Consider the following 23,960-nt stretch of genomic DNA (forward strand, 5'->3'; position numbering starts at 1 on the left):
TCTACAGGCGAGGAATACATTTTACAAATATGAGGATTTCGTATACATTAGGGGTGTCGTAGGGTTTTCATCGAATCGAAATTTATTTTCTTTTATTCTTTCCGATTACGGTGAGCCGGCTATTATTACCTAAGGAGTGCATTATGGACAGCACAAATCCCAATGTCCCAGAAAAGACCGAAAAGAAGCATCTCGGTCTCGTCCCCCGACTGATTATCGGTATCGTTCTCGGTATCCTGATCGGCCAATACGCACCACAGTTCCTCTCGCAAACCGTAGTTACCGTATCCAATTTTGTCAGCTTATTGATTAAATTCGTTATTCCGCTGATGATTCTTGCTTTCGTAACCATGGGTATTGCGGACATCTCGCAAGGGGCAGGAAAACTCTTGCTTTTCACAGTAATTCTTGCCTACGGATCGACCCTGATTGCCGGAACGGCTTCCTACCTGGTATCTTCCTCGCTGTTCCCGTCTTTCATCTCGGCAGAAGACGTCAAAACCATCACGGAAACCGCAGAAAAGAGCTTGGAACCATTCTTCTCGCTGAGCCTTCCGCCACTTCTGGACAATATTTCTGCTGTTGTCTTTGCCTTCATTTTGGGCTTGAGCATCTCCACCATGCGCGGCAAAGAAATCGGCAATGCCCTCTATTCCGGTATGGGTGAATTTGCCAAAATTATTGATCGTGTCCTGAACAAGATTATCATTCCGCTTCTTCCGCTCTATATCTGCGGAACGTTTGTCAATATGACTTATTCGGGACAAACCTTCACCATCCTGGGCATTCTCTGGAAGGTGTTCTTAGTTGTCATTCTCATGCACTGGGTCTATCTGTTGATTCAGTTCAGCGTTGCCGGAAGCATCACCAAGCGCAACCCGTTCACCATGATCAAAAATCAGATTCCGGGCTATCTCACGGCGATCGGTACACAATCGTCCGCTGCTACGATTCCGGTCAACCTGCAGTGTGCCGAGCACAACGGCATCAGCCGTGAAATTCGCAACTTCGTCGTTCCGCTGTGTGCCAACATTCATATGTGCGGTTCCATGATTACGATTGTCGCATGTGCGACTGCCGTTTGCCTGATGAATAATCTGCCCATCTCCATCGGAACCGTCGTACCATTCATTTTGACCCTGGGCATCGCTATGGTCGCATCTCCGGGCGCTCCGGGCGGATCCATCATGACCGCGCTGCCGTTCCTGTATCTCATCTTCGGTATGCCCGCCGGCGATCCGCAGGGTCCGATTTGCGCCTTGATGGTTGCGCTCTACATTACGCAGGATTCGTTCGGTACCGCCTGCAACGTTTCCGGTGATAATGCGATTGCCGCCATCGTTGACAAGTATAACGACGAAGCCATTCTTCATAAAGTTGCTGTGAAATAAATCCCTTTCCCGAGCAAAGTGCCACCTTTCTGTGGCGCTTTGCCCGGGTTTTTTGTCGGCAATTTTGCTGGCAATGCGATCCATCGTTTCGATAGCGCCGGCAAGGGTTTCGCCAATTTTGCCGGCAAATCGAATAGCTTGAGAAAGGAGGCACGATGAACGTCTTTAACATTATCGGCCCGGTGATGATCGGCCCCTCGAGTTCCCATACAGCCGGTGCTTGCCGGCTGGGACGTGTCGCACACAAGATCATGAACGAAGAACAGCCAGAAGAAGTGACCATTGAACTTTCGGGCTCGTTTGCCCGCACCTATCGCGGACATGGCACCGACCGGGCGCTTCTTGCCGGCATCATGGGCTTTCACAGCGATGATAAAGAAGTACGCGATGCCTTGGAAATCGCTGAAGCACGCGGACTGCACTATACTTTTGTCCCCTGCGATATTCCGGGAGCCCATCCCAATACTGCGCGCATTCATTTCCGTCTGAAAAATGGCCGGGAAGGTGTCGTGATGGGCGCATCTGTCGGTGGCGGCAACATTCGTATTGATGAAATTGATGGACTGCACGTCAACTTTACCGGCGACAATACCGCTATGCTGGTCGTCCATGATGACGTTCCAGGGGTGATCGCTTCCGTCACGAATCTGCTGAGCAGCCGCTATGCCGAGATGAATATCTGCAATTTCAATCTCACCCGCTCGGAACGCGGCGGCACGGCCCTGATGACACTGGAATTTGATCAGGATCCGCCCGAAACGCTGAAAAGGGATGTCTCCACGCTTCCCCATGTACGCAGCGTTTCCGTTTTTCATGCGTTTTAACGGAAGGGAGACAATATGTTAAACTATTTTTCCTTTCAGGAAATTGTCGATGAGGCAACAAAACAAGGCAAGAAAATCAGTGAAGTTGTTTTGCACGACCAGGCCTTGCAGTTGAATCGTCCCGAAGAAGTCATCTACAACCAGATGGAAGCATCCTTTGATGTCATGATCGAATCGACACACATCGGATCGGATGCCAACTTGCGCTCCGCTTCTTCGCTTACCGGCGGTGAAGGCGCGCGCCTTTTTCGCTATGCACAGGAACATAATGGCGGCATTGGCGGCGAATTTTTCACGAAAGTGATTGCCCGTGCTATGTCTACGTCAAACTGTAATGCCTCCATGGGCAAGATCGTCGCTACGCCGACAGCCGGCAGCTGCGGCATTCTTCCGGGCATTTTGACTACGCTTTACGAGGATGAAAAGATTGCAAAACACGATATTGTCATGTCCATTTTTACGGCGGCAGGCTTCGGTATCGTCATCACTAAAAACGCATCCATTGCCGGTGCGGAAGGCGGATGCCAAGCGGAATGCGGAAGCGCTTCCGGAATGGCGGCAGCAGCACTCGTTGAGCTGAAAGGCGGTACACCGCAGCAATGTTCCGACGCATTGGGTATGAGTCTTGTCAATCAACTTGGTCTTGTCTGTGATCCGGTCGCTGGATTAGTGGAAATTCCCTGCATCAAACGCAACGCCTCCGGCGCTGCCATTGCACTTACTTCCGCCTCCATGGCTTTGGCAGGCATTCCTCTTTACATTCCTGCCGACGAATGTCTGCAAGCCATGAAAGTGGTCGGCGATACGATGAGCAGTGCACTCAAAGAAACCGCACTTGGCGGATTAGCTGCTACACCCACAGGTAAAGCATTGCGCAAGCAAGTCTACGGAGAAGAAACGCCAAACGTATAAGGCCAAGCCGCCCTATCCGCTCATCACTCGCTTCTCCTCGTCAAGGTCAAGCCGCCTCGTCCGCTCGTCGCTCGCTTCTCCTCGTCCCTTCACTACGCTTTCCATTGTTATTGTCGGGACTCGTCGAAGAGGCGACTCGCGGATGGGGCACCTTGGCTGGATGGGGCAGCTTAGCGAAGTGATAAGATGAAAAACCGCCGCAAAGGGTATCGCTGCGGCGTTTTTTTGTTTTTCCTTATGACAACAGTGTCGTTCCTTAGATCAGCGTGTACAGATAGAAGAGCATGCAGATTCCGACTACAAACATGGGCTTCGGAATATCTTTGATTTTTCCGGCAGCGATCTTCAGGATCAGGTAGGAAACGATCGAGAGGGCCATGCCGTTGGCAATGTTGTACGTCAAGATGGTCATCGCGACGGCAATGAAAGCCGGCAGAGATTCCGTTTTATCGCTGTAATCAATACTGCGCATGGAGCTGAGCATCTGGAAGCCAATAATCGTCAATACCGGACCTGTGGCCACGCCGGGAACCATCAATGCCAGCGGCGTAAAAAGAATCATCAGGGCAAACAACACACTGGTCGTAATCGCCGTTAAGCCTGTACGTCCACCGTCTTCCACGCCACTTGCCGATTCCAAATAGGTGGTCATAACCGGCATGCAGAAAAAGCTTCCGACAACGGTGGAAAGCGAGTCCACCTTGAAGCATTTTTCAATACCCGGCATATCTCCGTTTTCATCCAGCCAACCGGCTTGGTTGGCAACGCCTAAAATGATGCCCATGGTTCCAAAGAAATCCGGTACAAAGAAGGTTAATAACCAAGGCAAATATTCCGGTTTCAGCGCGCCCAAAATATCCATGCGAAACGTCACATCCCCAATACCGGAAGGCAGGTTGAATAAGTTGGTCGGCAATTTCGTTACGCCAAGCGGAATGCCCACCAGCGTAACCAGGATGATGGATAAAATCATGCTTCCTTTAATTTTTCTTGCCTCGAAGATCAAAACCAATAAGAAGCCAATACCGAACATCAGTGCCTTAGCGGTGCTTAAGTCACCGAAAATCAACGTATTTTTCTCACTAGCCACAATGATGCCGCCGGATTTTAAGCCGATCAGAGCGATATATAGACCAATACCGCCGCTCAATGCGATTTTAATACTGGCGGGAATGGCCGTCGCAATAATGTTTCGCAAGCCCGCAAACGAAATAATAACGAAAATGACACCTTCAATAAAAATAAGGCCGAAAGCGACTTCTACGGACATGCCGATCGAATCGATAGAGCTGAGAATAGCCACCGAACTCATGCCCGGAGCAAGGCAGAACGGACGATTGGTATAGAGCGCCATGGCGACACTACAGGCCACGATCATCATAATTAGGGCACTCAACACCGCACCACGCACCAGTCCCGCTTTTTCCAACATGTTCGGAATCGTCGCTAAGACGTAGGACATGGTCGCAAAGGTCGTCACGCCGGCCAACAATTCAGTACGCACCGTCGTTTTGTTTTCCGTGAGCTTGAAACGTTTATCTAACGTTGTGCTTAAATTGCTCATGGTTCCTCCTTCAGGTACAGCGCGCACGGTAGAGCCTACCAAGTAGGAAAGAGCTTTGCACGCGAAGAAGCTCTTTTGCGAACAGACACCGGATGAAGATCACGATTCCTCTTTCGGACATGGGGCTTACCGAATGCCCGCATTACGAAATGAGCGTTGAGAGATAGTACACCAAAAAGGCCGATAGGCCGTACATTGCCGGATGAACCTCTTTCGCCTTTCCAGCTGCGACCTTCAGCAGAACGTAGCAGAGCACGGAAAGGGACAGGCCGTTGGCAATATTATTGGTGAACACCGTCATCGCTACCGCGATAAACGCAGGAATCGCTTCGGTCATATCGTCATAATGAATATTCTGCATAGCACCCAACATCTGCAAACCGATGTAGGTCAGCACCGGTCCCGTCGCCACCGGCGGGATCATCAGCGCAACCGGCGTCAGCAGAAGCATCAATATGAACATCGCACTCGTTACCAACGTGGTCAGGCCCGTTCTTCCTCCATCCTCGACACCGCTCACCGATTCGAGATACGTGGTCATCACCGGCATGGCACAAAAACTTCCGGCGACGGTAGCCAGCGAATCCACCTTGAAGCATTTATCGATGCCCGGCATATTACCTTCCTCATCCTGCCATCCTGCGCGGTTGGCGATGCCTAAGATAATGCCCATCGTACCGAAAAAATCCGGCACAAAAAAGGTGAACAGATACGGGAAATATTCCGGCCGCAGCGCACCCAGTATATCCAGGTGAAACAGAACCGGGACTGGACTGGCCGGAAGTTGGAACATTGTTTCCGGCACTTCGGTTTCCCCGAAGGGAATTGCCAGCAGAGTCACCACCAAAATGGAAACCATCATACTTCCCCGAAAACGGCGCGCTTCCAAAAGCAGCAGGACGAGAAAACCAACACCAAAGAGAAGGCATTTCGTCGAATGCAAGTCGCCAAAGCCAAGTGATCCGCCGGAAAGCGTGACGACGATGTTGCCGGTCTTTAGACCGATTAAGGCGATAAAAAGGCCAACTCCCGCGCTGATGGAGAATTTCACGTTTGCCGGAATCGCATTTACCACCAACTCACGCAGTCCGACAAAAGAAATTACGCAGAAAATCAACCCGCTGAGGAAAATCAGTCCAAACGCCACGTCTGTCGGAATGCCGGCTAAGTGTGTGATGGAGCCGACAACCGCTACAGAGCTCATTCCCGGAGCCATCGCAAAAGGCTTGTTGGTATAAAGCGCCATTGCGATACTGCACAGAGCCACCATCAAAATGAGCATGGTGAGAACCGCACCCTTGGGCAAGCCCGCCTCGCTTAATACATTCGGAACGGTCGCCAACACATAGGACATGGTGGCAAACGTTGTCGCGCCGGCCAGAAATTCCGTCTGGAAAGAGGTTCCATTTTGCTTTAGCGAAAAGAAACGTTCTCCCCATTGCTCCAGTCGTTGCAAAGGCGCCCCCTTTCTTCGGTATCGATTGGGTTCCCGATGGGACTCGTGAGGCCATCCTGACCAACCTGTTTCAGTATATCGTCGTCCTACAAAGAATTCATGTTATGAAAGTAATGTGTGCTTTTTGAAACTAAACTAAACGCTCCAATGAAAAAATTGCTTCTTTGCCACCGGATCCGTCGTCAATCGGTATTCATGTAAAGGCCTTCCGATATTGCCATAAATGTATGTTTTTCGTAAAATCTTTTCTTCTGCGAGGAAATCCAGATATTTCTTCACGGTTACACGAGAAAGAGCCAGTACGTCGGCAATATCCTGTACACAAAACGCCTCCTTCTTTGTTTTGATCTCTCGGCAAATCCGGTTTAATGTGTTCAAATCAATGCCCTTCGGCAAGGAAGACGCGTCAGAGGGCGCGCTCGCGCCGAGGTCACCGGCAAGCATGTCCAACTCCGTCTGACTTAAACGCTCTTTTTTCAACAAAGACGAACGCTGCTGAAATTTATCCAGTGCTTCCGACAGACGTTCATACGTAAACGGCTTCAAAAGATAATCAATGCAGCCAAAACGAAATGCTTCACGAATTTGTGCGCTGTCTTTTGCCGCAGACACGATAATCGCTTCGATTTGTTCCTGTTCTCGACGAATGTTGCGCAATACGTCCAGTCCCGATGCACCGGGAAGATAAATATCCAAAAGCACCAGCGATACAGAATGCTTGGAAAGATACGCCATCGCTTCTTCTGCGCTGTTCGCTACGGCAACTTCCCGGTAACCATGATGAAGCAGAAACTCACTGGTCATGGTTGCTACCTGCGGATCATCTTCAATAATCAATATTCCGTCGTTCATGCTTCCTCCTTTCGAATCAGATGGGCCACAAACTCCGTTCCCGATTGCTCATCGCTGGACACGGAAACATAACCGTTGTGCCGTGCGCATGCTTTTTTAACCAAATGTAGACCGATTCCGTTTCCTTCTTTTTTTGTGGTCACGCCATAGTCAAAAATCTGTTCCATTTGCTCTTCTTCAATCGGAGCTCCGGAATTCCAAACCGAGATGGTAATTTCCTTCCCTGTCTCCACGATATCCAACGTCACCATTCGCATCGCCGAACTTTGTGCGGCATCAAACGCATTATCCAAAAGATTTCCGGTGATCACGACGAGATCCTGAATGAGATCGTTGCTCTCTGTCTGTTCCATGAGAGAATTATCCGTTAAAACCAAGTCCACCTTCTTCTCTGCTGCACGATCGAACTTACTGAGCAAAAATGCACAAAGAATCGGATCGTGAATTTTTCCGCGAAGCGTCTCTTTTTCCCGTTCTTGCAGATGCAATAAACCGTCCAAATACTCCTGCAACGCAGGAAAATTTTGTTCATGAACCAAGCCGGAAATTGCCTGCAATTTATTATGAAACTCATGCATTTGTCCACGCAAAGCCTCAATATAACTGCGCACACCCGTAATATCCTCTGCAAAACGCACAACTTCCTGCTTCGGGCGAAACGTCATCAATAAGCTTTTTTTGTCGGAATTTTCGACCACAATGGGAATAAAATTCATATAGATCTTTTCTTTTCCGATATGCCCCTCGTAATCAAAAAGCGGCGTTTTTCGTGAAAGCAGTGACGCCAGGGAAAGCTCCGGAATAAGCGTTGAAAACGAGATCTCCTCCTGCCCAAGATGCTGTTGGCACAACGCCGTTGCCGTGCGATTACAATGCAAAATACTTCCCTCTTCATCCACTGCAACAATGCCGTCACGAACCGCATCGATCAAGGCATTTCGTTCTACCAACAGCTGAGCAATCTCTTCCGGTTCCAAGTTAAACATAGTTCCCTTAATTTTATCGGTCAGATCCCATACGATGAGCAATGCAACCAACATCACCAACATCGTCATGGCGTTCAGGTCCCTTTGCGTCTTCTGTACCGCCTCCTGCAAGTCGGTTTGCCCTTCTCCGTAGTGTAAGCTGGCAATAATCTGTCCCAACAGCTGTCCGTCCTGACCATATACGGGCGCTGCTGCATACAGGGGTTCTTTTTCCCGATGCCCTTTCGGCAGCAGTTGCCGTTCTTCATTCATGGGATATTGACGAAATTCGCGAAGAATTTTTTCTTCCACGCCTTTTTCCGCCGACGTATAGACGGTATGATGCTTTTTATCCAACACGGTAAGCCCGGAACAATATGCGGAAGCTTCCCATCGATGGGCAAGTTCGGCCATTTCTGCATCCGGCTGCGCGCTGTCCCTCGCTTGCTTATTCTTGTCTTCTTCCGACCGTTGCGCTTCACCCGATCTTTCCGCTTTATTCTGTTCCGTCTCTTCACGATTCTTTCGCTGTTGCAGTTGCTCAATCAACGCACCCGTTTCGGCAAATTGTCGAACTAAATCGGCAAGCGCCGAGGCATTCGCTCTCGTCACCGTCTCCTGCAGGCGCATCGACACCGGATAATGATTGAGTAACAGCAGTGCCACGACAACCGCACCGACCAGCATCATAATTTTTGTCCGCAGTTTCAATCCGTCTCTCCTTTAGTCCGCATGCGACGAGTCTGCTTGCGACTCTTGGTATTACCTGTCCTTCTTATCATAAACGAATCGCCGGCAAAGGAGAACGAAGATCCCCCTGTCCTTTTCGCTTTCGGACCGTCTTTCCTACTCTCAAGGCAACTTTTCACACTTTTCGCGGTGTCTATTGTACTTCTCGGGCTTCTTCTCATGCTGTCCAGGTCGCTTTTCGCACTTGCCCGGCTGTAATTGGACGATAGAGAAGATGAAGCGGTGCACGACCCTGGCTGATGCGCTTTTTTACCATTTTTCAGGGTTGCGAAGTCCTGGCTCGCGCACGTTTTTTCCGTTTGCCAGGGTTGTGCAGCCCTGGCTGATGCACGTTTTTTCCGTTTGCCAGGGTCGTGCGACCCTGGCTGGTGCGCGTTTTTTCCGCTTGTCAGGGTTGCGCAGCCCTGGCTGGTGCAGGTTTTTTCCGTTTGCCAGGGTTGTGTAGTCCTGGCTGGTGCGCGTTTCTACCATTTGCCAGGGTTGTGTAGTCCTGGCTGGTGCGCGTTTCTACCATTTGCCAGGGTTGTGTGGTCCTGGCTGGTGCGCGTTTTTTCGTTTGCCAGGGTTATGCAGCCCTGGCTCGTGCGCGTTTTTTCGTTTGCCAAGGTTATGCAACCCCGGCTTATTTGCATTTTTGTTATTGGCCAGGGTCGTGTGCATTTTTTGACCAAGCTGCGCTGCCATCATCATTTCCAGCGGCGCTCCGCCTTCAAAACCGCGCCGCCATCGCCATTTCCAGCGGCGCTCCGCTTATTTTCAACCAACGACGCTGCCGATCTCTGCGCTCACTTCGCCTTCCTTCATCACCGAGGCCTTTTTGACCCATTCTTTCTATCAAGCTTAACCGAAAAATAACATATCCTTCTTGCCGTTATGATATTAAATTGATATTATAATGCTACAAAATAGAAAGGAACGAATTATGGAACGCAACCAAAAAGATCTCCGTATTTCCCCCTCCCCGCAGACCACGCAAGACGCGAATGCGCCACAAAGCCCGCAACCTTTGCACGATCCGACGATTTCGCCGCGCCGTTTAACGCGCAAAATCAGTGGCTTTATTCCTGTTCTTTGCGGGTTGATGCTCATCGGTTCCATTCCGCTCTTTATTTTTGGCGCCGTCCTGTTGGATGAAGAGAAGCCGAGTGGCGGCATCTTCATGGCTTTAGCGGCACTCATGCTGATCGTTTCGCTTTTGCTGATCATCGCCATCAAAAGCGTCAAACCCAATGAAGCAGCGGTCTTCACGCTTTTCGGCAACTATTATGGCACGATCGATCAACCGGGGCTGTATCTACTTAATCCCTTTGTGTCCAGCGTAACCGATCCGGCTCGTAAAAGTGGAACGGAGAAAAAGAGCAAGGACGCTGCAGAACCGTCTATTGAAATCAACATACCTACCGGTCGACTATCTCTCAAGGTCAAGACCCTAAATAATGAGCGGCAAAAAGTCAATGATCTTCTGGGAAACCCTGTCATCCTCGAGACAGTCGTGTTCTGGCGTATCGTAGACCCGACCAAAGCCGTATTTAACGTGGACAACTACTTTGAATTTTTATCGACACAGTGCGATTCCGTCGTGCGTAACATCGCGCGTCTATATCCCTACGATAATCTGGAATTTGATGATATCGCGGATAGTGAAAAGACCCTGATGGGCTCTTCGCAAGTGATTGCGGATGAAATGCAGCGCGCCTTGCAGGAGAAAATGCACGTTGCCGGCATTTTTATTGAAGATGTGCGTATCTCGCATCTGGCTTATGCAGAAGAGATTGCAGCCGCCATGTTGCAGCGCCAGCAAGCTTCTGCTGTCGTTTCGGCACGCAGCAAGATTGTAGATGGCGCAGTGGGTATGGTGGAAATGGCCTTAGCACAGTTGGATGAAAAACACCTGGTCGCCTTGGATGAGGAGCGCAAGGCACAGATGGTTTCCAATCTTCTCGTCGTCCTCTGTGCGTCCAAAGAAGTCGCACCGATCGTGAACAGCGGATCGATCTACTGATGGCAACGCAGGATAAACGGCCTATGCCGGATATGGATGAACTCGCGCTTGCAAAACGTGAAGAACGTCTGCGCAGGCGGCTTGAAGAGCTTGAGCAACGAGAGAAGATGCTCAAGGAGCGGGAGAAAACGTTGATTGCCGGCGAGCAGGAAAAGAAGCAAGTGCTGCTGCGCATTCCCCTCTCCCTCTGGTTTTCACTGGCGCGCTGGGCGGATCAGGATCTTCGCTCCATTAATGGGCAAATTGAGTATTTGCTAACCCGAGCCGTACGGGAGAAAAACAAAGATAAATAAGAAGGAAGCAACGGGCGAGCGGACGGGATCGGAACGGGACTTCCTTATGCAAAAAGCCCCTCGGCGAGCACCGAGGGGCTTTGAATTCCATGATTGGCGTACGATAACGCCTCCATACGAGAGGGATTAATACCAGCCGCGCAGCTTCATGGCCTTGTCGATCGACTGAATAGCGTACATATAAACGCCTTCACGCGGAGTGACGTTGTATTCATCGCAAACGCCAAAGACGCCTTCGATGGCTTTCATCATGTCCGCTTCCTGCTTCGTTTCGACTTCTTCTTCCGTCCAGTAGTAGCCGTACTGGTTCTGTACCCACTCATAGTAGGAAACCAGAACGCCGCCGGAGTTGGTCAGAATATCCGGAGTCAGCGGGATATTTCTTTCGGCCAGAACTTTATCGCCTTCCGGTGTGGTCGGGCCGTTCGCCGCTTCACAAATGAGTTTGACGTTCAGTTTTTTCGCCAGATCACCGGTGATGACGTTTTCGAGAGCTGCCGGAATCAGAATGTCATAGGAGCCTGTCCAGAATTCTTCTTCCGAGATCTGTTTCGCATCCGGGAAACCGATGAGCGTACCATGTTCTTCTTTGTACGCCATCATCTTATCATAATCTAAGCCGTTCTCGTTATAGAGCGCATAGTTGCCTTCTTTGCGGTCCCATTCCGCTAAAGCGCAAACTTTTCCGCCCTGACGATTGATGCTCTTAACCGTGAAGTTGCCGACGTTACCGAAGCCCTGTACCGCAATTTTTGCCGTTTTAATGTCCAGACCGAAACGTTTTGCGGCTTCACGTGTAACGATGGAGACACCAAAGCCGGTCGCTGCATTACGTCCCAGCGATCCGCCGAAATCAACCGGTTTACCGGTGAACGTGCCCATGTCCATCTTATCGCCGTTGAGCTTGACATATTCGTCCACAAACCAGCTCATAATCTGACCGTTGGTATTGACGTCCGGTGCCGGAATATCAATGCGCTCGCCAAGATACTTGTACAGACCGCGGACATACCCACGGCAGAGCTGTTCCAATTCTCTCTTGGAAAGTTCTGCCGGATCAACGCAGATACCGCCCTTGCCGCCGCCATACGGAAGACCGAGCGCGCCGCCCTTGAAGGTCATCCAAAGTGACAAAGCCTTAACTTCATCCATGTTGACGTTGGGATGGAAGCGAACGCCGCCCTTGCTCGGGCCAACGGCTGAGCTATGTGCCGATCTCCAACCCTTGAAGGTCTTTAACGAACCATCATCCATTTTTACCGGAATCGTGATTTCAATCACACGCTGGGGTTCTTTCAGCAGTTCATAAACTGCCGGATCGGCGCCCAGTTTTTCGCAGGCTGCTTTTACCTTTGCTTGTGCAGCTACCAGTGGATTCAATGTATCTGTCATTTGTTCCCTCCTAAAGACTCAACATTCAATTGCTTGAAGTTGACCTGTCGACCGGACAAATCCAAAAAGCGTTCGGCGACTTGTTGAAACGCGGCAACGTCACCGGTTGCCAAAAATTCGATGCTCCCCTCTTCTGTAGATGCCTTCGGAACGACGCGAGCGATTTCGTCAAGCATAGGTTCCGCCGGATCGACAAGAGTGACGCCGCTGCCCGCCGGAAAAAACTTCCGGAAAATAGGAAGCGCCAGGGGAAGATGCGTACAGCCGAGAATCAGCGTATCATACGGAAAAGAAGAAATCTGATCCAGATACCGACTGATGAGTTTCTCTGCTGTTTCATCATCAAAATGCCCATGTTCAATGGCCACCACCAAATCCGAGGTTTCGCAGCTGAGCACTTCCACCGAAGGATCAACCGCCTCCAAAGCCTTTTGGTAGCTACCACTAAGCACTGTAGCCCGGGTTGCAAGAAGCGCGATTTTTTTTGTTCGTGATGCACGAACTGCATAGCAACACGCCGGGTCAATCACGCCGATGACCGGGAAAGAGAACGTTTCCCTGGCACGTTGCAAGGCAAACACCGTCGCTGTGTTACAAGCAATGACGGCAGCAACGGGGTTTTGTTTTTCCAATTCGCGAAGGCATTGTAGGGTAAATGTCTCCACTTCCTGCGGAGTCCGCAATCCATAGGGCATACGCTTCGTATCACCAATGTAGGTGACCGGCCTATGCATGGTTTCCATGGCGCGACGCAATACAGAAAATCCGCCTACGCCGCTATCAAAAAAGCCGATGGGTCGATTCATGTTCATCCTGTCTACATGATAAATGGAGGCGCTCGCCACATTCCGCCACTCCTCCATCTTCGTTTCTATAATTTACAATGAAGGAAAAACGCTTTCTTGTCAAGCCCTCATCCTTGCCCTGTCGGGTATTCCGTCTTCTATCTATCCTTTTCAAACGATAAGACTTTCTTGTCAAAAGAACGTCTAACTATATGTTCATTGACCACGCATAGGGTACTCTGTTCCGGCATTGCCGTCAAGCATCTCTTTCCGGCTTTCTGTTTCTCCACAATTTGACCATGCCCAATGCCTATGCTGGAACAAACCATTCCAAGATGGGCCGATGAGCAAGGAGCAGTCGTCCTTTACCGTCTCCCGTCAATTTCAAGTAGGAGGAAAAATGCTGACCATCAACATGGTAACCCCCGGCAACAATGTCGCAGGACAGGGTGTCGGATCCGCGACGAATGAATTAATTCATCTCTTAGAAACGTATGCGCATGAACCACTGCGCATTCAGCGCAATACGGCAAAAAATGCGGAAATCACCCATGTACATACCATTCATCCCTTGAGTTACGCCCAAATGATCGCCTCGAAAACACCGGTGGTCATGCATGTTCATTTTCTGCCGGATACGCTGGAAGGCAGTATTCAGATTACTCCGCCCTTCGATAAGCTCTTTAGCAGCTATGTTATGACAATGTATAAAAGTGCCGATGAACTCGTCGTCGTCAATCCCTACTTTATTGACGAACTGGAGAAGTATGGGCTGCCACGTGAGAGCATCACTTACATGCCCAATGTGGTGGATTCTTCCGCCTTTCGTCCCGCACGCGGTGAGCATCCTCTTATTTACGATCGCTACCGCATCGATCCGGAAGCCTTTAACGTCATTTCCGTCGGTCAGGTTCAAACGCGAAAAGGCGTGGCCGATTTTCTGGATGTTGCCGAGCGCTGTCCGCAGTTGCAGTTTTATTGGGCCGGTGGCTTTTCTTTCGGTGCATTTACGGACGGCTATAAAGATTTAAAAGAGCGTATGGAGAATCCGCCGGAAAATGTGCATTTCCTGGACATCGTTCCGCGCGAGGAAATGAATGCTCTTTATAATGCCATGAATGTACTTTTTATGCCCTCGTATGCCGAACTTTTTCCCATGGCGGTCATGGAAGCGGTACATAGCGGTTTGCCGATTGTGCTTCGCGATTTGGCTCTCTATCGCGTCATTTATTTTACCGATTATCTTCGTGCAAACGATAATACCGGTTTTGCTGATCTTTTACTGCGCCTGTCAACGGATTCCACTTTCTATTCCCAAGCGCAGCACTCCTCTATGAAAATTGCGCAAGATTATTCGGAAGAGGCCATTGCGGAAAAATGGGTCGCCTACTATCACCGCATTTTTGACAAGTACGATGGCAAACGAGGAAAAACCTTTTTTGAAAGCAAATAGCGATCGTATAAGACAAAACGTTCGTATCCGAACGCTTATCGCTTACCTCTATAAAAACCAAGCGCCACAGCAAACCTGCCGCGGCGCTTCTCTTTTTGATTTCGCATGTGCACTACACCATTTTCGCCGGATCCACAAGACGATCATATTCTTCGCTCGTCACCAGCCCGCTTTCCAGCGCTGCCTCTTTTAACGTTATACCGCGCTTATGGGCAGTATGGGCAATTTGGGATGCGGCGTCGTAGCCGATATGCGGCGCAAGAGCGGTCACCAGCATCAGCGACTGCGTAAGAAGATGGGTCATCTGCGCCGTATCCGCCTCAAGGCCTTCCACCAGGAATTGACGGAAACAATCCATCCCACCGGCCAACAGGCGCATTGATGTCAGTACATTGTGAATGATCAACGGCATATAAGTGTTCAGCTGCATCTGTCCGGAGGCTGCCGCCATGCCCACAGCAACATCATTGCCCATAACCTGTAAGGAAATCATCGTCAGCGACTCGACTTGAGTCGGATTCACCTTTCCGGGCATAATCGAGCTTCCCGGCTCATTGGCCGGAATACGATATTCTCCGATACCGCAACGCGGCCCGCAGGATAAAAAACGAATATCGTTGGCGATTTTATTCAGATCCGTCGCAAGTGACTTGAGCGTGCCGTGGAACCGATTTAGCGGCGATTTCATAGAAAGCCCGTAAAACTTGTTCTCCAATGGTGTAAAAATAAGACCGAGCTGCGCGGAAAGCGCTTCACACATGGCTTGATCATAGCCTTTCGGTGCATTTAGACCGGTGCCGACGGCCGTCCCGCCAAGCGGAAGAGCGCCCAGTTCCTCCGTCGCTTCGCGTATGGCTTTTTCATTTTCTTCCAATGCCACGCGCCAGGCGGATATCTCCTGTGCAGCTGTCAACGGCGTTGCATCCTGCAGGTGTGTACGACCCGTTTTAATGACATCGCAAACCTCTTCTTCTTTTTGGCGAAAGGCCTGAATTAAGGCCGAAAGAGCCGGTAAAAGTCGTCTCTCCGCCTGTTCCCTGGCGGCAATATACATCGCACTCGGAAATACGTCATTGGAACTCTGGGACCGATTCACATGATCGTTGGGATGCAGAAGGTTTTCTCCGGCCAAGACGTTTCCGCGATGGGCAATCACTTCGTTTACATTCATATTCGTCTGCGTACCACTTCCCGTTTGCCAAATCGAAAGCGGAAAATGCGTGTCCAATTTTCCCTGTAAAATTTCTTCACAAACGGTGTCGATAAGGTCTGCACGTCGCTCATCCAGAGCCCCGAGCGTCACATTGACCCCTGCTGCCGCTTTTTTAATACGCGCCAGAGCATAGATCACTTCTAGGGGCATCGTTCCTCCATCCGTCGGAAAATGATGAAGGCTTCTTTCCGTCTGCGCGCCCCAATACGCCGTTTCCGGCACCGGGACTTCCCCCAGTGCGTCTTTTTCCATGCGCATTCGGTTGGTCGGAACAAATTTTTCCTGCATGATCTCTCCTTCTTTTCCGTTCACGTTTCTGCTCGCAATCAGTGGCCCAACGCCGTGTCCGGATCGGCAAAGAAGGCCACGGCCAGCGCTCCCGGACCGGCATGCGTGCCAATGGTTGAACCGATACGAAAGACCCTCTCCTCAGGAACGGCCAGATCAGGATATTGCCGCATAAATTCCTTCGGATAGCGATCCGTGTAGCCAGTATAGCCATAAATCACGCTGTCACGCTGAATACCTTCTTTTTCGCGCAAAATGTTGGCCAACTCCATCCACCCTTTTTGCTTTCCCCGTGCGCGTTTATACAATTCAAACGTGTTGTTATAGATATAGATAATCGCCTTAACGGAAAAGAGATTGGCCATAAAGTTCATCGCCGGCGAAATGCGTCCGCCACGCTTCAGGTATTCCAATTGATCCATATAGCCGAAGAGATAAAGATGGCGTATTTTCTCCTGGATGGTCTCTACCGCCTCTTCCAGCGTTCTCGCTTCCTCTGCAATCTGTTTTGCCGTGCGCACCAAAAGACGCTCCGCCACCGAAATGGTCTCGGAATCAATAACGGCAATCTTTCCGTCATAGTCTTCGGCGATCATCTTTGCCGTTTGATACGTTCCGGAAAGAGAACTGCCCATCGTGAGCAGGATGCCATAATCGCCGGCATCAACAACGGTCTGAAACGCTTCCATCAGATGCTGTGGCGAAGGCTGGCTGCTGACAGGCATGCCTCCCTGATCGACCAACAGATCATAAAAAGCGTCTTTGGTTAAATTGACGCCGTCAAGATAGGCCGTATTCCCAAACGAAACCCCCATGGGAACGAAAAGCAGACCTTCTTTCTCCGCCTCTTCCTTCGTATAGTCACTGGCTGAATCGATGATAATTCGGATAGCCATCGGTTTCCTTTCCCTCTCCGCTCGCCTTCTTCTCGTAAACGATGCGGAATTCTTTTCTTGTCCCTATCTGTCCAAAATCAACTCATGATTCAGAGGTGACATTCTTTTCCTTCGTCAAACGCCGAGTGGCATAGCTTGCAGCGGAAAGTCCCGCAATTTGGCCGCGCCCACAGGCCACATTGATTTGATAAGGTGTACCGACCAGGTCTCCTGCCGCAAAGATGCCGGGAAGATTGGTGGCCATGTCTTGATCCACCGCGACGTGTCTTCCCTTTAGCGCTATCCCCGGCACGAGTGCATCTGCCGCACGCGCATCCCGCAACAAGAAAAAGCCTTCCGCCTCCAAAATCTCGTCTTCCAGGCGCAACGCACGGGCACGATCATCGCCTAAAATCTCCAGCGGTTTTTGCCGTGTTTCCCGAATGCCTTCCATAAGAGGATAGTCCCTGCCGGTACGATTCACAAACACCGTTGAGGACGCCAGCTCAGCAATAAAGTTCGCCTCAGTTGCCGCTTCTTCATTGTAGCCAACAACGACCACCGGACGTCCCTTGTACAATGCGGCATCACACGTTGCGCAGTAGCCTACGCCTTTGCCCAGAAAGGTTTCTTCTCCGGGAAGCAACGGGCCAAAGTTCACTCCCGTTGCGAGTACCACGCTTCTTGCCCGCACAATTTCATTTTCAGCCAACAAAAGGCCGATGGCTTCCCCCATATCATAGATCATTTGCACATTCTCTTTCCGAAGAACTATGGACGGATAGTGCTCAATGTGCATAAAAAATTTTTCCAATAGGGTTTCTCCGGATTCACCCGGCAACCCCAAATAATTCTCAATGGACTCCGTCTGCAAAAGACGTTCGCTGCGGGAAGAGCCGAAGAGCACTACCGATTTTTGTCGAACGGCGGCATTAAGCGCCGCAGAAAGTCCGGCGGGTCCACTTCCTACCACGGCGACATCGTAAAGCGCCTGATCGTTAGTTTTCATAGTAGGCCAATTTATCCAGAATCGTCTGCTTCGGCGTCAGGCCGACCAGTTGTTCCTTCTTTTCACCGTCCTTAAAAATGATCATCGTCGGAACGCCGGAAACACGATATTCCATGGCTAAGGGACCTTCCTCATCCACATCCACCGAATAAATCGTGTGTCCCTCTGCGCTCAACTCTTCCAGAACGGGCGCCAGCATCTGGCATGGGCCGCACCATGTCGCGGAAAAATCCACCAAGCATACGCCCTTCCCCTCTAAAACAAGCGTGCGAAATTCTTGCGTATCAATCTTTTTCATTTTCTTCTTCTCCTTTCTTTCCCGTGCGACGACGCCGCAACACATAGCTTAGAAATACCCCAGCAGAACGCTTTTCAATTGCTCCGGTGTGGCAATAAAAGACTTTGCCGTTGTCCTTTTGCGCAATTCCTCTTCCGAACGAAAACCGTAAGAAAGTAAAAGCATATCCAACCCGGCTGCCTGTGCCAGCTTCCAATCGACTTCACTGTCCCCGACATATATAACGTCCGACACTTGTTTTCCACCTTCCTTAAGCATCGCATACACGCCTTCCGGATCGGGCTTTCTTGCGGTATCCTCACGATATCCCCGAATTTTGTCTACTCGCGCCCCAAAAAAATGGTGCACTATTTCTTTTGCGATAGCATCCGGTTTGTTGGAATAGACCCACACCTGTTTTTTTTGAACCTTTAAGGCATCCAGCAACGTTTCGGTTCCGGGATAGGGCGTCGTTCCTTCAATGGGGTGCGACAGATAGTCCGCATTATAGGCATCCAGGAAAGCTTTGATCTGTCCGTCCGACCATCCGTTCCCCCCACATTCTGCTACCGCATGCTCCACCAGATAGCGAGAACTGTTGCCGACGAGTTGACGTACACGTTCCAGCGAAATCAAGCGCAGGCCGAATCGCTCCAACGTGCGATTCATTGCCGCTGTAATGGAAGGTAACGTATAGAGAAGTGTGCCGTCTAAATCAAAAAGAATGACTGATTTCACGTTTCTCCTCCCGCTTCATTTTCTCCTATTCTCCCAATATTATACTGAATATACAACAAATGAGAATGCGGGAAAATGTGTTAAAATGAGGGAAATAAAGGCGGATACGCTTTTCACTTAGTAGGGTTCAGGAGGAACAAATGAAACGCTCGGAAGAAAACTTGTCCATGCTTTTCGACTTTTATGAAATGACCATGGCCAATGGCTATTTTGAACGCGGGTTGCAGAATACCGTCGGTTACTTTGATCTGTTTTACCGCGTAAATCCGGATCAGGCCGGCTTTGCCATCTTTTCCGGCCTGGAGTCCGTGATCGAATATTTGCGTGATCTGCATTTCAGCGAGGAAGACATTGCTTTTTTGCGCAGCAAAAAGATCTTTAATGACGCCTTCCTGGCGTATTTAAAAGATATGCGTTTTTCCTGCGATGTTTGGAGTGTTCCGGACGGCAGCGTCGTATTTCCCAATGAACCGCTCATTACCGTACGCGGACCCATGATACAGACAAGCCTGATTGAAACCATGCTGTTATTGCTCGTCAATCATCAGTCGCTCATCGCAACAAAAGCCAGTCGCATTGTACGTGCCGCAAAAGGACGGCCTGTCATGGAGTTCGGTTCCCGCCGCGCTCAAGGCCCGGACGCCGCGACGCTTGGCGCACGCGCTGCGTATATCGGCGGTTGTGTCGGCACGGCCAATACGCTATCCGACCAGCGCTTTGGCGTTCCCGCTCTTGGCACCATGGCGCATTCCTGGGTTCAGCTTTTCCCCACGGAATATGAAGCCTTTAAAGCCTATGCGGAGACCTACCCCACCAACGCCACGCTTCTGGTCGATACCTATGATACGCTTTCCAGCGGTGTTCCCAACGCCATTCGTGTTTTTGATGAAGTGCTCAAGCCGAAGGGAATTTCCGGCGGCATCCGCTTGGATTCCGGCGATATCGCCTATCTCAGTAAGAAAGCGCGCATCATGCTGGATGAAGCGGGTTATCCGGAGGCCAAAATTGTTGCATCCAACGCCCTGGATGAGTATCGTATTGAGGATATTTTAGCGCAAGGAGCTAAAATTGACAGTTTCGGTGTCGGTGAAAATCTCATCACCGCACAATCCTCTCCGGTCTTCGGCGGCGTTTATAAGTTAGTCGGCATGGAACAGGACGGGGTGTTTGAACCGCGCATTAAAATTTCCGAAAACGTGGAAAAAATCACCACCCCGGGATTCAAAACCTTCCATCGTCTCTATGACAAAGCCACCGGCAAGGCGCTTGCCGACGTTATTACGATGAAAGAAGAGAAGATTGACGATCAGTCGCCTTACGAACTCTTCCATCCGGTCTATACCTGGAAGCGTATGCGCTTGGAAAACTTTGTGGCACGCGAGATGAGAGAACGCATTTTTTCCGACGGCAAATTGGTTTACGACCTGCCGTCACTTAAGGATCGCCGTGACTACTGCGCAAAAGAGCTGGATACACTATGGGAAGAGTATAAGCGCTTTGATAATCCCCATGAATACAAAGTCGATCTTTCGTTAGCAGTCTGGGATATGAAACACGACCTTCTCGCGCGTACACAACAGCACATTCGTCCGTAGAAACACGCTGTCATCGTTCATAGATCATCCGTTTAGACAAAAAGAGAGACACCTGCTGAAACAGGCGTCTCTCTTTTCTTTTTTTGTATTGATGATCAGTTCATCGCCTGATAAGCCGTGATAATGCCGATTTCGTATGCATCCTGCTCGGAGCAACCACGCGAAAGGTCGTTGACCGGGCGAGCCATTCCTTGCAGCAGCGGGCCGAGAGCGGTGTAGTTGCCCAAACGTTGAGCAATTTTGTAGCCGATGTTGCCCGATTGCAGATCCGGGAAAATGAAAACGCGCGCTTTTCCGGCGACCGGGGAACCCGGTGCCTTCTTCTTGGCGACGACTTCATTCCAAGCTGCATCCAGTTGCATTTCCCCGTCAACATTCAAGTTCGGATAGTTCTTTTTGGCAATCTTGGTGGCATTCGCCATTTTCTCCTGCTCCGGCGAGCTGGCAGAGCCGTAGGTCGAGAAGGAAAGCATCGCCACGTTCGGCTCAATCTTAAAGATTTCCGCCGTCTGCGCTGTTTGGTACGCAATATCGGCAAGCTGTTCTTCCGTCGGCGAAATATTTACCGCCGAGTCGGCAAACAGCAGACGTTCCTTTTCATCCGGAGAAATCATGATAAAGCAGCCACTGACCAGTTTTGCATCCGGTTTGGTTTTAATAATCTGTAATGCCGGGCGAATGGTATCGCCTGTCGGACCATCCGCACCGGAAACCAGACCGTCCGCTTCTCCCATATAAACCAACATCGTTCCAAAATAGTTGCGGTCATTCAGCATTTTATGCGCTTTGGTCTCATCGATTTTTCCCTTGCGGCGTTCCAATAGCTTCGCCAGCATTTCGCCATAGCGATCATAATGCTGATAATCGATAAAATCTACGCCTTCTAAGGATACGCCCTCTTCTTCGGCGAGCTTCTCGACTTCCTCCCTTGTTCCTAACAGAATGGGATGAATGATGCCGTCCTTCGCATGGCGAACTGCCGCACGTAGAATGCGTGCGTCTGTCCCTTCCGGATAGACGATGCGAATATTTTTTCCCCTTATCGCTTTTGTTGCTTCTTGAACAATGCTCATAACCTCTCCTTTTTGTTCTTCCCGGCGGCTTGATTCGCTCACGCGAAACACCCGCCATTCATTCTGTCCCTATTTACCCTAACAAAGGGTTAACGCTTCATCGCTTCACTGAGCGCATATTCCTCTTCAGGCGAAAGTTTCTGTACCGGTTCACCGGAGCGAATTTCTTTTGCAAAGGTGTTGGTGTTTTCACGGGAATAAATGGTCGTTAAGATCAGTCCGTTGCGGTATTCATCCAGAAGAACCGCCGTAAAGCTGCTTTCTCCGGCTACATCCTCAAACGCATTATAGCGATGCAAATAAATCTTTTGAATGGCCATCGCCAACTGCTCACGCAGCCGCAAGGACTCGCTTTTCACCTTCTCCGTCGTCTCTTTTTGGAAATTCGACACCCGGTCATTGGTCTCTTTTTGTAGCACATCCACCCGTCGATGCAGTTCTTTTCCCATCGCTTCCGTCTGTGCTTTGGTATTCTGCTCCAACGTTTTTAACCATTTCTCCGTTTCAGCTCGACCCGCAGCAAAGTTTTCCTGTGTCTTTTGTTCCATGCTCTGGAAGCGATTTTGGGTAATGGTTTGTAATCCGCCAATACGTTCCACCAGACCGTTCTCCAGCTGTTGAAAACGCACGATCGCATCATTCTCCACGTGATCTAAACGGTTGGCCGTCTCTTCTTTTTGTTTTGCTGCGTCCTTTTCCAAGCTATCAAAGCGGACAAAGGCATCTTCTTCATTTTTCTTTACCTGACGAACGATGGATTGCGAGAACTCACTGAGCTGTGCGCGAAGAGCGGCCGCTTCCCGATTAACGGTTTCAGCACTTCCTTTTTCGACCGCCGTCATACGAGCGTTGACTTCGGTATCGATGCGGTTAAGGTTTTGCATGACATTTGACGTACTCTGATGCATTTCATCCGTAATTTGTCGTGATATGGTGGCAAAGCGTTCATCCACATGCGCCGTTTGATCCGTATCCGTGCGCGCTATCCATTGTTCGACGTGATAGAGTTTTTGTTCCGTTTTGGCTCGTTCTTCTTTAAACCCATTCAATTCATCGGAAAAGCTGAGGAGAAGCTCTTCCAAATTGATATCCGAATGGCCGCGAAGAAGCATATCGTAGCGGCGACGCATACGATTGAGTTTGTTGTTCATGTTGCCGGCAATGTAAAAGCAGCCGATCATCAGGATAAAGACCAAGACCAAGAGGATCGGCATAAGAATAGTGGGCATAGTCGTTCCTTTCAATGTTGGTCCGGCACACTAAGCCGTTCCAACAGTCGATTTAACTCTTCTTCATTATAGCAGGCAATCTGAACACTCCAGCCTTTTCGGCGAGAAATCACCGCTACATTTGTTTCCAAGGCTTCCGAAAAACGGCGTTCCACATCGGCTAAAAACGCGTCGGTTGTTTTTGGTTTCTTGCGACGGTTTTCGACTTCCTTTACACTTGCTCGCCCTTCGGTGAGAAGTTTAAGATAGGCGGCGCGCTTTTTCAGATCTTTTTCTGCCAACAGCGTGCGCGCCTGCGAAGAAGTCAGGCTGCCTTCTCGCAAGGCATCAAGGGAAGCATCATCCAATCGCAGCAAACGAACAGCATTCGCAATATAGGGGCGTGACTTTCCCAATGCGTCGGCCAGTTCCTGCTGGGTCATGTTTCGCTCTTCCATAATGTGCTGATAAGCTACGGCTTCTTCTACCGGGTTCAAATCCTGTCGTTGCACATTTTCTACAACCGAAAGCAACATCTGCTCTTCAGGATGATCGGCACGCAGAACAACCGGCACTTCGGTCAATCCTGCATCTTTCGCCGCGCGATAGCGCCTTTCACCGGCAATAATCCGATACGGCGCATGACCCGGAGCCGTGTATTTTTCCACTACAATCGGCTGAAGAACGCCATACGTACGAATCGATTCGGACAGTTCCGCCATGGATTGTGCATTAAAGGTTTTTCTCGGCTGATCCGGATTCGGTTCAATCTGGTCAAGTGCCAGATGCTGAATGGAGCGCAATACCGTTTCTGCCGTCGTATGCTTCTCTTCTTTGTTCGTTGTTGTGTGCTTCGTTTCCTTTTTCGGCGTGACAGGCTTTTTCGTCGACGCGGTCTTCTTCTTTGTCGATTTCTCCGCATTCGCGGTCGTTCTTCCCGAATTTCCGGTCGTTTTCTCGTTCTCTACCGCCGCTTTTTTCTCCTCTGTTCCCGTTGGAATCAACGCGCCCAGTCCCCTGCCCAAGCCTCTTTTTCGTGCCATGG

The 23,960-nt window shown here is 50.1% G+C and carries 21 protein-coding genes; 7 read left to right on the top strand and 14 right to left on the bottom strand.

All coding sequences use genetic code 11. The annotated features are described in order from the left end of the window. Window positions 1-143 precede the first annotated feature (143 nt). From BN3910_RS05860 to sdaAA, 3 genes are all read left to right on the top strand, one after another. A complete protein-coding gene (locus tag BN3910_RS05860; protein ID WP_066925276.1) occupies window positions 144-1,391 on the top strand; it encodes a dicarboxylate/amino acid:cation symporter in 1,248 nt (415 codons plus the stop codon). Window positions 1,392-1,546: 155 nt separating this feature from the next. Next, window positions 1,547-2,215: an L-serine ammonia-lyase, iron-sulfur-dependent subunit beta gene (gene sdaAB, locus BN3910_RS05865; protein ID WP_066925279.1), complete on the top strand. Its 669-nt coding sequence runs from the start codon at window positions 1,547-1,549 to the stop codon at window positions 2,213-2,215. Between the two features lie 15 nt (window positions 2,216-2,230). Beyond that, a complete protein-coding gene (gene sdaAA, locus BN3910_RS05870; RefSeq protein WP_066925282.1) occupies window positions 2,231-3,127 on the top strand; it encodes an L-serine ammonia-lyase, iron-sulfur-dependent, subunit alpha in 897 nt (298 codons plus the stop codon). 256 nt (window positions 3,128-3,383) lie between these two features. Here sdaAA and BN3910_RS05875 read toward each other — a convergent pair whose 3' ends face one another. The 4 genes from BN3910_RS05875 to BN3910_RS05890 form a co-directional block, all read right to left on the bottom strand. Next, window positions 3,384-4,691, bottom strand: a complete 1,308-nt coding sequence (locus BN3910_RS05875) for an NCS2 family permease (RefSeq protein WP_066925285.1) — start codon at window positions 4,689-4,691, stop codon at window positions 3,384-3,386. Between the two features lie 142 nt (window positions 4,692-4,833). Further along, complete coding sequence (locus tag BN3910_RS05880; protein ID WP_075968002.1) at window positions 4,834-6,147, bottom strand: NCS2 family permease; 1,314 nt, start codon at window positions 6,145-6,147, stop codon at window positions 4,834-4,836. A gap of 135 nt (window positions 6,148-6,282) precedes the next feature. Further along, window positions 6,283-6,999, bottom strand: a complete 717-nt coding sequence (locus BN3910_RS05885; RefSeq protein WP_066925288.1) for a response regulator — start codon at window positions 6,997-6,999, stop codon at window positions 6,283-6,285. After that, complete coding sequence (locus BN3910_RS05890) at window positions 6,996-8,675, bottom strand: sensor histidine kinase (RefSeq protein WP_066925291.1); 1,680 nt, start codon at window positions 8,673-8,675, stop codon at window positions 6,996-6,998. Before BN3910_RS05890 ends, BN3910_RS05885 begins: the two co-directional genes overlap by 4 nt. 961 nt (window positions 8,676-9,636) lie before the next feature. Between BN3910_RS05890 and BN3910_RS05900 the strand changes: the two genes are divergently transcribed. Next, complete coding sequence (locus tag BN3910_RS05900) at window positions 9,637-10,716, top strand: SPFH domain-containing protein (protein ID WP_082790334.1); 1,080 nt, start codon at window positions 9,637-9,639, stop codon at window positions 10,714-10,716. A 23-nt stretch (window positions 10,717-10,739) separates the two neighbouring features. Beyond that, window positions 10,740-11,009, top strand: a complete 270-nt coding sequence (locus BN3910_RS05905; protein ID WP_231862190.1) for a hypothetical protein — start codon at window positions 10,740-10,742, stop codon at window positions 11,007-11,009. Window positions 11,010-11,135: 126 nt separating this feature from the next. On the opposite strand, the gene BN3910_RS05910 is transcribed toward BN3910_RS05905, so the two are convergent. Both BN3910_RS05910 and murI read right to left on the bottom strand, forming a co-directional pair. Continuing rightward, a complete protein-coding gene (locus tag BN3910_RS05910; protein WP_066925297.1) occupies window positions 11,136-12,401 on the bottom strand; it encodes a Glu/Leu/Phe/Val family dehydrogenase in 1,266 nt (421 codons plus the stop codon). Beyond that, complete coding sequence (gene murI, locus BN3910_RS05915; RefSeq protein WP_187367694.1) at window positions 12,398-13,207, bottom strand: glutamate racemase; 810 nt, start codon at window positions 13,205-13,207, stop codon at window positions 12,398-12,400. The genes BN3910_RS05910 and murI overlap by 4 nt, the downstream gene beginning before the upstream one ends. 322 nt (window positions 13,208-13,529) lie before the next feature. Between murI and BN3910_RS05920 the strand changes: the two genes are divergently transcribed. Next, on the top strand, window positions 13,530-14,639 hold the full coding sequence (locus BN3910_RS05920) for a glycosyltransferase family 4 protein (RefSeq protein ID WP_197457230.1): 1,110 nt from the start codon (window positions 13,530-13,532) through the stop codon (window positions 14,637-14,639). Between the two features lie 112 nt (window positions 14,640-14,751). On the opposite strand, the gene BN3910_RS05925 is transcribed toward BN3910_RS05920, so the two are convergent. The 5 genes from BN3910_RS05925 to BN3910_RS05945 all read right to left on the bottom strand — a co-directional run bounded on the left by BN3910_RS05925 (window position 14,752) and on the right by BN3910_RS05945 (window position 19,039). Continuing rightward, window positions 14,752-16,140: a class II fumarate hydratase gene (locus BN3910_RS05925; RefSeq protein ID WP_066925303.1), complete on the bottom strand. Its 1,389-nt coding sequence runs from the start codon at window positions 16,138-16,140 to the stop codon at window positions 14,752-14,754. Between the two features lie 38 nt (window positions 16,141-16,178). Continuing rightward, window positions 16,179-17,036 (bottom strand): DegV family protein, encoded by an 858-nt coding sequence (locus BN3910_RS05930; protein WP_066925306.1) that lies wholly within the window; start codon window positions 17,034-17,036, stop codon window positions 16,179-16,181. 82 nt (window positions 17,037-17,118) lie between these two features. Next, complete coding sequence (locus tag BN3910_RS05935; RefSeq protein ID WP_066925309.1) at window positions 17,119-18,024, bottom strand: NAD(P)/FAD-dependent oxidoreductase; 906 nt, start codon at window positions 18,022-18,024, stop codon at window positions 17,119-17,121. Continuing rightward, the gene (gene trxA, locus BN3910_RS05940) at window positions 18,014-18,322 is read right to left on the bottom strand and encodes a thioredoxin (RefSeq protein WP_066925312.1); all 309 of its coding nucleotides are present in this window, start codon (window positions 18,320-18,322) and stop codon (window positions 18,014-18,016) included. The genes BN3910_RS05935 and trxA overlap by 11 nt, the downstream gene beginning before the upstream one ends. Before the next feature lie 48 nt (window positions 18,323-18,370). Next, window positions 18,371-19,039, bottom strand: coding sequence for an HAD family hydrolase (locus BN3910_RS05945; protein ID WP_066925314.1), 669 nt, complete (start codon window positions 19,037-19,039; stop codon window positions 18,371-18,373). A 140-nt stretch (window positions 19,040-19,179) separates the two neighbouring features. On the opposite strand from BN3910_RS05945, the gene BN3910_RS05950 reads away from it, so the two are divergent. Further along, on the top strand, window positions 19,180-20,634 hold the full coding sequence (locus BN3910_RS05950) for a nicotinate phosphoribosyltransferase (protein ID WP_066925317.1): 1,455 nt from the start codon (window positions 19,180-19,182) through the stop codon (window positions 20,632-20,634). A 95-nt stretch (window positions 20,635-20,729) separates the two neighbouring features. On the opposite strand, the gene pta is transcribed toward BN3910_RS05950, so the two are convergent. The 3 genes from pta to BN3910_RS05965 all read right to left on the bottom strand — a co-directional run bounded on the left by pta (window position 20,730) and on the right by BN3910_RS05965 (window position 23,958). Continuing rightward, complete coding sequence (pta, locus tag BN3910_RS05955; RefSeq protein ID WP_066925320.1) at window positions 20,730-21,707, bottom strand: phosphate acetyltransferase; 978 nt, start codon at window positions 21,705-21,707, stop codon at window positions 20,730-20,732. A gap of 89 nt (window positions 21,708-21,796) precedes the next feature. Further along, complete coding sequence (locus tag BN3910_RS05960) at window positions 21,797-22,936, bottom strand: DUF4446 family protein (RefSeq protein ID WP_066925324.1); 1,140 nt, start codon at window positions 22,934-22,936, stop codon at window positions 21,797-21,799. A gap of 11 nt (window positions 22,937-22,947) precedes the next feature. Then, window positions 22,948-23,958: a ParB/RepB/Spo0J family partition protein gene (locus BN3910_RS05965; RefSeq protein WP_066925327.1), complete on the bottom strand. Its 1,011-nt coding sequence runs from the start codon at window positions 23,956-23,958 to the stop codon at window positions 22,948-22,950. Window positions 23,959-23,960 lie beyond the last annotated feature (2 nt).

This window comes from Murdochiella massiliensis (assembly GCF_900059565.1).
Lineage (GTDB): Bacteria > Bacillota > Clostridia > Tissierellales > Peptoniphilaceae > Murdochiella > Murdochiella massiliensis.

Excerpts from the sequence above, each read along its gene's own strand:
- BN3910_RS05860 (WP_066925276.1), top strand. The coding sequence starts at position 144 with ATGGACAGCACAAATCCCAATGTCCCAGAAAAGACCGAAAAGAAGCAT.
- sdaAB (WP_066925279.1), top strand. The coding sequence starts at position 1,547 with ATGAACGTCTTTAACATTATCGGCCCGGTGATGATCGGCCCCTCGAGT.
- sdaAA (WP_066925282.1), top strand. The coding sequence starts at position 2,231 with ATGTTAAACTATTTTTCCTTTCAGGAAATTGTCGATGAGGCAACAAAA.
- BN3910_RS05875 (WP_066925285.1), bottom strand. The coding sequence starts at position 4,691 with ATGAGCAATTTAAGCACAACGTTAGATAAACGTTTCAAGCTCACGGAA.
- BN3910_RS05885 (WP_066925288.1), bottom strand. The coding sequence starts at position 6,999 with ATGAACGACGGAATATTGATTATTGAAGATGATCCGCAGGTAGCAACC.
- BN3910_RS05900 (WP_082790334.1), top strand. The coding sequence starts at position 9,637 with ATGGAACGCAACCAAAAAGATCTCCGTATTTCCCCCTCCCCGCAGACC.
- BN3910_RS05905 (WP_231862190.1), top strand. The coding sequence starts at position 10,740 with ATGCCGGATATGGATGAACTCGCGCTTGCAAAACGTGAAGAACGTCTG.
- BN3910_RS05910 (WP_066925297.1), bottom strand. The coding sequence starts at position 12,401 with ATGACAGATACATTGAATCCACTGGTAGCTGCACAAGCAAAGGTAAAA.
- murI (WP_187367694.1), bottom strand. The coding sequence starts at position 13,207 with ATGAATCGACCCATCGGCTTTTTTGATAGCGGCGTAGGCGGATTTTCT.
- BN3910_RS05920 (WP_197457230.1), top strand. The coding sequence starts at position 13,530 with ATGAGCAAGGAGCAGTCGTCCTTTACCGTCTCCCGTCAATTTCAAGTA.
- BN3910_RS05925 (WP_066925303.1), bottom strand. The coding sequence starts at position 16,140 with ATGCAGGAAAAATTTGTTCCGACCAACCGAATGCGCATGGAAAAAGAC.
- BN3910_RS05930 (WP_066925306.1), bottom strand. The coding sequence starts at position 17,036 with ATGGCTATCCGAATTATCATCGATTCAGCCAGTGACTATACGAAGGAA.
- BN3910_RS05935 (WP_066925309.1), bottom strand. The coding sequence starts at position 18,024 with ATGAAAACTAACGATCAGGCGCTTTACGATGTCGCCGTGGTAGGAAGT.
- trxA (WP_066925312.1), bottom strand. The coding sequence starts at position 18,322 with ATGAAAAAGATTGATACGCAAGAATTTCGCACGCTTGTTTTAGAGGGG.
- BN3910_RS05950 (WP_066925317.1), top strand. The coding sequence starts at position 19,180 with ATGAAACGCTCGGAAGAAAACTTGTCCATGCTTTTCGACTTTTATGAA.
- pta (WP_066925320.1), bottom strand. The coding sequence starts at position 21,707 with ATGAGCATTGTTCAAGAAGCAACAAAAGCGATAAGGGGAAAAAATATT.
- BN3910_RS05960 (WP_066925324.1), bottom strand. The coding sequence starts at position 22,936 with ATGCCCACTATTCTTATGCCGATCCTCTTGGTCTTGGTCTTTATCCTG.
- BN3910_RS05965 (WP_066925327.1), bottom strand. The coding sequence starts at position 23,958 with ATGGCACGAAAAAGAGGCTTGGGCAGGGGACTGGGCGCGTTGATTCCA.